The 8,594-nt window shown below is 72.4% G+C and carries 5 protein-coding genes and 1 pseudogene; 3 read left to right on the top strand and 3 right to left on the bottom strand.

The window, feature by feature from the left end:
• Positions 1–180 precede the first annotated feature (180 nt).
• The 3 genes and pseudogenes from ACFQ87_RS42945 to ACFQ87_RS42935 all read right to left on the bottom strand — a co-directional run.
• Entirely contained in the window at positions 181–633 is a 453-nt protein-coding gene (locus ACFQ87_RS42945) for a hypothetical protein (RefSeq protein ID WP_380616429.1), read from the bottom strand.
• Positions 633–4,664, bottom strand: a complete 4,032-nt coding sequence (locus ACFQ87_RS42940; RefSeq protein WP_380616428.1) for a DNRLRE domain-containing protein — start codon at positions 4,662–4,664, stop codon at positions 633–635. The genes ACFQ87_RS42945 and ACFQ87_RS42940 overlap by 1 nt, the downstream gene beginning before the upstream one ends.
• 219 nt (positions 4,665–4,883) lie before the next feature.
• Positions 4,884–5,117: pseudogene (locus ACFQ87_RS42935) on the bottom strand (IS5/IS1182 family transposase); the annotation flags it as partial.
• A gap of 219 nt (positions 5,118–5,336) precedes the next feature.
• On the opposite strand from ACFQ87_RS42935, the gene ACFQ87_RS42930 reads away from it, so the two are divergent.
• From ACFQ87_RS42930 to ACFQ87_RS42920, 3 genes are all read left to right on the top strand, one after another.
• Positions 5,337–6,335: a hypothetical protein gene (locus ACFQ87_RS42930; RefSeq protein ID WP_380616426.1), complete on the top strand. Its 999-nt coding sequence runs from the start codon at positions 5,337–5,339 to the stop codon at positions 6,333–6,335.
• An 843-nt stretch (positions 6,336–7,178) separates the two neighbouring features.
• Complete coding sequence (locus ACFQ87_RS42925; RefSeq protein WP_380616424.1) at positions 7,179–7,763, top strand: TetR/AcrR family transcriptional regulator; 585 nt, start codon at positions 7,179–7,181, stop codon at positions 7,761–7,763.
• A 76-nt stretch (positions 7,764–7,839) separates the two neighbouring features.
• Positions 7,840–8,594, top strand: a 755-nt coding sequence (locus ACFQ87_RS42920; RefSeq protein WP_380616423.1) for an MFS transporter, incomplete at its 3' end; no start/stop codon positions are given.

The following is an 8,594-nucleotide window of genomic DNA, read 5'->3' as shown; positions in this document are numbered from 1 at the left end:
GGCCACCCCGAGGGCCTCCAGCCGCCCGCGTTGCTCCTCGGACCGCTCCTCGGCCGGCGTCGAACCGGTCGGCGCGCGACACCTTCGGCTTCGCCGCGCGTCGAACGGGCGGGCACTCCGTGGAGGAGCGCCCGCCCGTTCGTTTCCGCGTCCGGGTCACGACCGGCCGCCCCGGCGGGATCAGGTCAGCAGAAACCGCCAGCCGCCCCCGCCGTCACGACCGTCCATGCGGAGCGTCAGTTCCTTCACCTGGCCGGTCCCGTGGAAGGTGAGCCGTACGGTCTGCCGGTTCGCCGGGTCGTCGCCGAAGTCGGCGGTGACCTCCCCGGCGGCTCCCGGCCCGTAGGCGCGGACCCACTCCTCGGCCGCCGCCCGGCGCTCGGCGGCCGTGCCCTCCGCAGCGGCCAGCTTCACCAACCGGTCCGCGGAGCCGTCGGCCAGCCGCCACACCATCTGCTGTACCAGGCCCAGCGTCTCCGGCACGGGGTAGCCGGTGACCTTCAGGTGCGGATGGGCGGAATAGTCGGCCGAGTGCTCCAGCCGGGCCTCCTCGGCGCCGCTCGAACAGCCGGCCAGGAGGGCGGCCGAGAGCGCGGCCGCCAGCACGGCCGTCACCGGCCGCCCCGCCGCCATCAGTTGGTCCCGAGCGGACGGACGACGACGAACCACTCGATCGGTTCGCCCTTCTGCCGGTAGTAGGACAGCACCTCGTTCAGGGTGGTGACGCCCTTCCGGCCGTGCTGGCGCAGCTCCATCTGGGCGCCCCAGCTGACCACGACCGCGGCGTGGTTGATCCGCGGCTCGTCGCGCCACTTGAAGAACACCACGTCACCCGGGCGGGCCTCGGAGGTCCAGCGCAGCCAGGTCGAGTACCGGTAGTTCAGCAGGTGCCGGTGCAGGTTGGCCGCGCCGGCCCACGTGTAGCTGCGGTTCTTGTGCCAGCCGAACAACCAGTAGTCGTTGGTCCACCAGGCACCGTCCCAGGTCTTGAAGCCGTACCGGGTGCGCATGCCGCCACCGTAGTACAGGGCCTTGGAGACGAAGTTGGTGCAGTCCTGGGGGAAGTCCCAGCCGATGTTGACGTTGCGGCGGGCCCAGTCGGCGGTGCCGTTGTAGTTGTACCCGGCCTGGACGGCGCCGGCGGCCGGTTGCGCCGGCTGGACCGGGAAGCCGTTGGCGTCCAGGGGCACGGCCTTCTGGGCGTCCGCCGGGTCGGGCTGCGCGGCGTCGGCCACCTCGACCTGGGCCTGCGCGGCCGCGGAGGAGGACAGCTGCTGCTGGGCCGCGAGGTCGTCGGCCTCGGAGACAAGGACCGCGGCGGTGCCGACGGTGAACTCGAACCGCTTCGCGTCCACGCTCTCGGTCGGCGAGTCCACGCCGCCCGACCGGATCATCACCGAGTCCTTGACGGTGGCCCGTACGACGACCTTGCCGGCCGTCTGCTGGTCGACCACCACGTCGGTCAGGGTGACCGCCGCGGCCGTGTACAGCTGGTTCTGGGTCGCCAGCGCCTCGCGGTTGGCGACCAGCGAGGCCTCCTGGGTGGCCAGCAAGTCGACGAAGACGGTGCCGTGCGCAGCCTCGGCGGCGGCGTCCGGCGCGGTGAACCCGGCCTTCATCTTGATCTTGTTGCGGGCGTCCAGGTACTCCTGCACGTAGCCGCGGTACTGGTTCGGGCCGCCGGCCGTCGGCGTGCCCTGGACCACCGTCGAGGCGATCGGGGCGGCGGTGCCGTAACTGTTCCTGGCGGTCACCACCGCGCGGTACGAGCGGGCGTTGTCCAGGCCGGTGAACGTGGCCCGCAGGTCGCCGGTGGTGACCTCCTGGACCGGGACGCCGGCCGAGGTCTCGACCCGGACGGTGTAGCCGACGTCGCCGACCGAACCACGGTCGGCCGGGGCGTTCCAGGTGGCGACCAGAGCGGCGTCGCCACCGACGGCGGTGACCTGTTCGGCCGCGCCCGGTGCGGTCGGCGCCAGGTAGTCGAGGGTCAGCTTGGGCCGCCGCGCCGCGTCGGCGGCGGTGGCCGAGAAGTAGCGGGCCGCGCCGGTCCAGCCTGCCGGCGGACGCAGCGCCAGGCCGTAGGCCTCGCCCTTCTCGATCCACGAGCCGACCAGCGCGGACAGGTCGGTCTCCGGCAGCTTGGCGGCGGAGGCGTAGCTCTCGGCGCCGGCGGCCGTGGTCAGCGCCGCACCGCCCTGGCCGGGAGCCCAGGCGCTGCCGAGCTGGAAGACGTCCACGGCGGTCTCGTCGCAGCCGGCGGTACCGGCCGCGCAGTCCGAGCGGGTCAGTGCGAGCTTGCCGCCGATCACCCGGGAGCCGACCGGGACGGCCGACAGGTCGGGCTTGAGCCAGCCGGTCCAGCTGCTGCCGTCGGGCGTGGTGCCGATCCGCAGCTCGGCAGGGTCGGCGGCCGGGCACGTGCCGGTGTCGCAGCCGCCGCCGACGGTGGCCTCCGAGGCGTCCGCGAGGGCGGGGCCGGTGAGGACCACGGTGGTCGGCGCGGGCGGGACCGCCGGGGCCTGGACGCGGACGGCCAGCGGCTGGTCGGCGGTCCACGCGGAGCAGCCGACGGCGGCGCAGGCGCGTGCAGCCCAGGTGTAGTCGCCGCCGTCGGTCACCGCGCCGTCCGGCAGCTGGACGGAGGCCCGGGTGCCGCTCTCCGCCCACACCGGGGCGATCGAGGTCGGCAGCGGCTGGCCGCTGCGGCCCTTGAGTACGAACTCGGTCCGGATCCGGCCCTGGTTGGGGTTGGTGACCAGGGCGGAGAGCACCGGAGTGAGGGTCTGCTGGGCGCCGGTCTGCAGCTGGCCCGGCACGTCCGGCAGCGGGCTGACACTGAAGGTGGACCAGGCGGACCAGCCCAGGTTGTAGTGCAGGCCGTCGTAGGGCGAGGTGCGGAACCGGTAGGTGTGGCCGTACTGGAGCAGGCCCGCCGGCACGGTGACCTCGGCGGGGGTGCCGCTGGGCACGTAGCCGGAGACGTTGACGTTGCCGACCTGGGCGCCGGAGATGGCGTCGACCAGTTGGAAGGTGCCGGTCACCTTGTCGCCGTCGGGGTCGACGAAGGTGTCCCGCAGCACCGGGGTGGTGGTGTCGACCCGCCAGGTGCCGGTGCCGTCCTGGAGGAACGGCGGACCGGCCTCCTGCTTGGTGCCGGTGCGCGGACGGTAGTTGTAGTTGACCGTCAGTTTGGGCACGTTGGTGGCGGCGTTGGCGGAGTTCACCTCCTTCCAGTACTTGGTGCTGACCTCGTCGGGCGCCCGCAGGCCCATCCCGGAGACCTGGTTCCTCGCCGAGGCCCAGGTCTGGACGAGGTCGGTCACGTTGGCGGTGATCCAGCCGTCGCCGCCGCAGTTGTCGCGGCCCTTGGTCTCGGTGGAACTGGCCTTCTTGGCGTTCCAGGCCGGCTGGTTGGTCCAGCGCGAGGCGGTGGAGGCGAGCCCGGTGTCCCACACATCCCAGGTGTAGGGCAGGCAGTCGGTGTTGCCGGAGTGGATGTTGTACAGCGACAGCGTGGCGTTCTGGACCAGCGCGTCCGCGATCGAGGAGGTGTTCCAGTTGATCAGCGAACGGGCCTCGCGCGAACTGCCGTCGGCGTTCTTGGTGCCGGGGTTGCCCCAGTACAGCTCGACGTCGGCCGACCAGTCGACCGTCTCGCCCTTCTGGACCCGGGTGTCGAGGGCGTTGCCGAGCCCGGTGGTGGACGGGTCGACGGTCACCGGGTAGGCGGTGGCCGGGTCGGCCAGGAAGGCGGCGTCGGGGGTGAAGACCAGGTCGACGTCGTCACCGTGCTGGACGACCTTGAGGTCGACCTTCGCCTGCCGGGGGTGCTCGCTCGACCCGGTCACGGTGGTGGCGTCCCACATCACCGGCGCGGGCAGCACGGCGCGCTTCCGCCCGTTCTTCCGGTCGGTGAACAGCACGCCGCCGTCCGGCTGGGCCACGGCCTTCAGGCCCTTGGCCCGGAACGGCATGGTGTACGAGTAACCCCCGTTCGCAGGGCGCTTCTTGAGCGTGACGAACTGCTCGAAGCCGCTCCGGTTGGCCTCGACGACGAGGTCCCCGTCGCCGTCGCCGATGGCGTCCCGGTAGACGGCGCGCGGGCCGTCCAGCTCGGGTGCGGGCAGGCCGCCCTTCCACTCCAGCGCCAGCTCGTCGTCGCCGGAGCCGAGCGACACCAGGGTGCGGGCGGGCTCCGCGGCGGCGGGCGCGGTGATGGCCTGTGACTCGGCGAGGGTGCGGGGCCGCTTGCCGCCGGGGCCGGCCAGCTTCATCGCGTGCGGGTGTGCGGCGGGGGCCGCCGAGCCATCGGGCGCCCGCTTGAGTGTCAGGTCGACGTCGGTCCATGCGCCGTCGCGCAGGAAGCGCACCGGTCCGGCGGCGAGCTCGGTGGTGAGCGTGCCGTCCGGGTTGACCCAGGTGGTGGACACCTCGCTGCGCTCGGACACCGCCTCGACGCGCTGGCCGGTGGTGCGCGCGGCGACCCGGGCGGCGGCGATGCTGCCGGTCGGGTCGAGGGCGGCCGCCGTCGGCGGTTTGCCGGGGGAGGGCTTGGGCTGCGGCTTGGCCGCGAACGCGATCGGCGCTCCGCCGACCAGCGACAGCGACAGCGCCACCGCGAGGGACAGCGGACCGGCGAGGGTCCGTCTTGGAACATGCATGGGGGCTCCTTGACTCACTCTTGGTCGAAGCGATCCGGAGCATAAGCAAGATCACCGCGGGTGATGATCACGATAATTCGGGGCAAATCCATCCAGATTCTGAATATTTCCTTAAGAAGTTGATGAGATTGTGACGGATCTTGCACGCACGAGTGCGAAAGGGCGGGCACCCCGGGAAACCCCGGAGCGCCCGCCCCGCGAAGGTCCTCGGACCGTACGGCCTGGGCTCGGTTCGAGGGCGGTGAAGCGGTCGAGGGCGGCGGGGGGCAGGGTACGGTCGCGGGTGTTGGCCGGCGTCGGCCCGGTGACCAGGGGCATGCCTCTCCCGTCCGTCAACTGCGAGCGTTTCAGCCCGGGTTCGGCCCGGTCGACCGGGCTTCTGTCAGCGCATTCACCACCGGAGGGCGCCTTGGTGATGCGGCCGCCGGCACTCGGGCGGTCGAGTTCGAGGCCGCGGCCCCTCCTGGTCCGATTCCCGGCCCGGAAAATTTCCTCGGAGTCACCTGCAACCCCGGGGCGTTCCACACGTCTTCAAGGGTGAGGGGCAGCGGGGGGCGGCCGCGTTGGGAGCACGGTGCTCTCGGCGGCCGGTCCGCTCGCGGACCCGATCGATCATCAGTCGTGTTCTGAGCCGTCCTTCGGCTTCCCGTAGTCACGTTCCAGGGGGGAACCATGTCCATCGCCCGTATCCGTCGTCCTGCTCGCCGTACCGCGGTGGCCGCCGCGGCCGTGGGGGCCGCCGTGCTCTGCGGGGCACTCGCCCTGCCCGCACCCGCCGCCTTCGCGGACGGGGTGCCGCAGGCCACGCTCTCCGTCGAGGCCCCGGACTCGATCGGATTCGCCGGCCGGCCGGTGGAGTTCACCGAGACCATCACCAACACGGGCACCCAGACCACCACGTACGGCCTGGAGCTCGACACCACCAGCGACCTCGGCACGCCCGAGCACGCGATCACCATCGACTACAAGGACCCGGCCGACGGCACCTGGAAGGCGTTTCCGCTGGAGTTCCACTGGGGGGACAACAACGTCACCTACAGCGGGTTGCTGCCCGACGGCGTGACCGTCCCGGCCGGCGGCGAGGTCGCTGTGGCCCTGCGCATCGGCGCCCCGATGGGCCTGCCCCATGACGGGGCGTCCAACGGCGGCTTCCAGTCCGTCAAGCTGCACTCCGGGGTGGTCGCGCTCGACGGCTCCTGGGCGGGACTGGCCCAGGAGACCAGGACGATCAAGGCCGAGCCGCTGGCCACGTCGCTGTCCGAGGTGCCGGACGCGGCGGTCGCCGGCGGTGACCCGATCGAGTTCGATGCCGTCCTGGACGACTCGACACCGTCCGACTACGTCAACCTCGGCAACGTCCTGTTCACCGACCCGCACGCGACGGTGCAGGTCCGCGACGCGGACGGTTCGTGGCGCGTGTTGGAGAAGGTGTCGGACGGGATCCCGGGCGACCCGGTCGGCGTCTACCTCCAGGGCCACGACTCGGGCATCCGTGCGGGCGAGACGACCGTCACCCGGGTCCGCGTCTCCTACGACGCCGCCACGCCGACCGGTGCCACGCAACTGAGCCCGTGCGTGTTCGTCAACGAGGGCGCCACCCCGTTCCGGGGAACGACGAGCTGCGGCGCCCAGTCGACCGTGCAGATCCTCCCGCCGACGGCCACGTCCTGATCGCAACACCCACCGCCAGTGCCGACCTGCCCGCCACCGGGCGGGTCGGCGCCCCGCTTCTCGTAAGGGCGTCCGCCAGCAGGTGCCGGCAGCAGGGCATCTCGGTGAGCGCGGCCTTCTCGGTGGGGGTGGTGCTGAGGCCGCGGCAGCACTTGGCGGAGGGTCGGGGCGCAGGCGTGCCTGCATCGGAAGTCGGCCGCCGGAGGCCGCCACCGTCCTGACCCGCAGACGGCCCGCAATACGCCGACGAGGTCCGGCACCTGGGTGGGCACCGGACCTCGTCCGACAGTGGAGCGCCAGGCCCGGGTTGCACGGACTCTCCCTACTGAAAGTAGGGCGTGCTCTGGTAGCACCGCTGACGCCTGGCGAGGAATCATCTCCCTCGCGGTGAGAAGAATATTAGCAGGTCAGTGGCCCGCCACTGAATCCGGTGAGCGCGGACGTCCTCGCCGCGCTCGGCGTCCTCAAGGTCGCCACCGCCGCGTCAGGCCCCCTGCACCGCGGACACCTGGGAGGTGACGATCCGCCATGACCGGGTGGTGGCGGTCTCCGCCGCCCCGGGCAGCGGCCCGATCCCCACCGGAAGTACCGTGCTGCTCGGCCGTGAAGCCGGCGCTCGGGTGCTGGCGGGACTGTCCCTCGGTTCGCCGGTCGCGGTGGACTACCGCCTCACGTCGAGCGAATCGGTGGCCTTCGCCTTCGCCTTGGGCGCTTACCCCCTGCTGCGAGGCGGAGGTGCGCCACGAGCACGGCCCCTACCTCGACCCGTGGCACAAGCTCTCGTGGCGGTCCGGCCAGGTCGATGTCCAGCCTGACGCAACTTCTTCGCATTAAGCTGTGTGCATGAGTGCCCGAACGACCACACGCCCCGGCGGGCGTAGCGCCCGCGTCCAGCAGTCCGTGCACCAGGCCGTCCGTGATCTGGAGGCGGAGGCGGGGCGGGATGCGCTCACCGTGCCGCTGATCGCCGCCCGTGCGGGAGTGACGCCGTCCACCATCTACCGGCGCTGGGGGGATCTGCGGGAACTGCTGTCCGACGTGGCCGTCGAGCGGTTGCGCCCCGACTCCCCGCCGGTCGACCACGGCAGCCTGCGGGCGGACCTGGAGGCGTGGACGGTGCAGTTCGCCGAGGAGATGTCCTCGACGGCGGGCCGCACGTACATCCGCGACGCCCTGCTGGGCGACCCCGGGCAGGGCAACGCGGCTCGGTGCTCCGACTACGCCGCCGAGCAGTTGAAGGCCATCGGCGTGCGCGCGGCCGGGCGCGGGGAGGCCGTGCCCGACGTGGAGACCCTGCTGGACGTCGTCGTCGCCCCCCTGATGTATCGGATCCTGTTCCGCCCCTCGGACCTGTCTGCGGCCTACGCCGGCCATCTGGTGGCGGCGGTGCTCGGCCGCGGCGCACCCCTCTCGCCGCCTAAAAGCTAAATATTTGCGTTCCAAGGTGGCGCGGGCCTAGAGTGCTTAATGCAAAGCATTCGCCTTAAGGCTCAGAGGTGCTTCCATGACCAGCGTCACAGCCCTGCCGCCCCACCCCCGCCGCCTGCCCCTGCTGAGCCACCACGGTGCCTTCCGGCTCCACGCCTCGGTCCTGGTCGGCCTGCTGGCTGCCTCCAGCGCACCGACCCCGCTCTACGCGCTCTACCAGGCCGCATGGCACTTCTCGGCCATGACGCTGACCGTCGTGTTCAGCGCCTACGCGCTCGCACTGCTGGTGGCACTGCTGACCGCGGGCACGCTCTCGGACCACCTGGGCCGGCGCCCGGTCCTCGCCGGGGCGCTGCTGGCGGAAAGCGTCGCGATGGCCGTCTTCGCCACCGCCCAGGGGGTGCCGGTGCTGATCGCCGCCCGGATCCTGCAGGGCCTGGCCACCGGCGTGGCCACCAGTGCCGCCGGAGCCGCCCTGCTCGACTTCGAGGACCCCGGCCGCCCGGGCCGGGCGGCGGCCGCCAACGGCATCACCCCCGTGGCCGGCATGGCGGTCGGCGTGCTGGCCGCCACCGCCCTCGTGCAGTACGCCCCCGCCCCCACCCGCACCGTCTACCTGCTGCTGCTCCTGCTCTTCACGGCGCAGGCCGCCGCAGTCCTGCGCACCCCCGAGACCGCCCGCCCCCACCCCGGCGCCTGGCGCTCACTGCGCCCCGCGATCACCGTCACCCCCGCCTCCCGGCCGGCCATGGCGCTCGTCGCACCCGGCGTCGTCGCCGCCTGGGCGCTGGGCGGCTTCTACTCCTCCCTCGGCCCCTCGCTCGCCCGGCT

Source organism: Kitasatospora sp. NPDC056531 (genome assembly GCF_042794375.1).
In the GTDB taxonomy this organism is placed as follows: Bacteria; Actinomycetota; Actinomycetes; order Streptomycetales; family Streptomycetaceae; genus Kitasatospora.
The sequence above is the reverse complement of the archived record's forward strand: the minus strand, read 5'-3'. Positions and strand labels throughout refer to the sequence as shown.